The sequence below is a fragment of the Pseudomonas sp. EA_65y_Pfl1_P113 genome, assembly GCF_963970525.1.
In the GTDB taxonomy this organism is placed as follows: Bacteria; Pseudomonadota; Gammaproteobacteria; order Pseudomonadales; family Pseudomonadaceae; genus Aquipseudomonas; species Aquipseudomonas tritici.
The window spans coordinates 1-474 of the sequence record NZ_CAXAQM010000481.1 but is presented as its reverse complement, the minus strand read 5'-3'; the positions used below and the strand labels follow the sequence as shown (position 1 = coordinate 474).

1 protein-coding gene is annotated in these 474 nt (G+C 68.1%); it reads right to left on the bottom strand.

Translation table 11 applies throughout. From position 1 onward, the window contains the following. Positions 1-474: CHASE domain-containing protein (locus AACY52_RS30680; RefSeq protein WP_339561443.1), on the bottom strand; the 474-nt coding region annotated here is incomplete at both ends.

Below are 474 nucleotides of genomic sequence, written 5' to 3'. Positions count from 1 at the left end.
CGTCATTGGACTGATAGAGGCGCGTGCGCGTGGAGGCGATGCGATCATTGTCGCGGGCGCGCTCGAGCACCACGCGGCGATCGGGAATGGTTGCGTAGTCCATGCCGTAGACCGCCGAGGTCTTCGGCTGTATCGAGTAGAACACCGGGAAATATTCATCGGCCTGCGGCGCGACCACCATGCCGTCGCCCTGGAGCGACTTGATGCGATAGCCGGGCACGCCGTCGGCGAGCGCGGCGGCCTCGGCCGCGAGCGCGCGGCGCTCGAGCTCGGAGGTCGGGGGAACGTCGGAATCGAGCAGATCGAGATCGGGGAAGTCGCGCGCCAGCAGCGAAGGGTCGGCGAGGCCGACATATTTGTCGTCGGGCGCGACACGCGCCATCGCCACCGCGCGTTCGGCGAGCTTGGTGACCGCATCGCCGCTGACATCGTTGGTCGAGACCACGGCCTGGCGCTGGCCGACGATGACGCGCA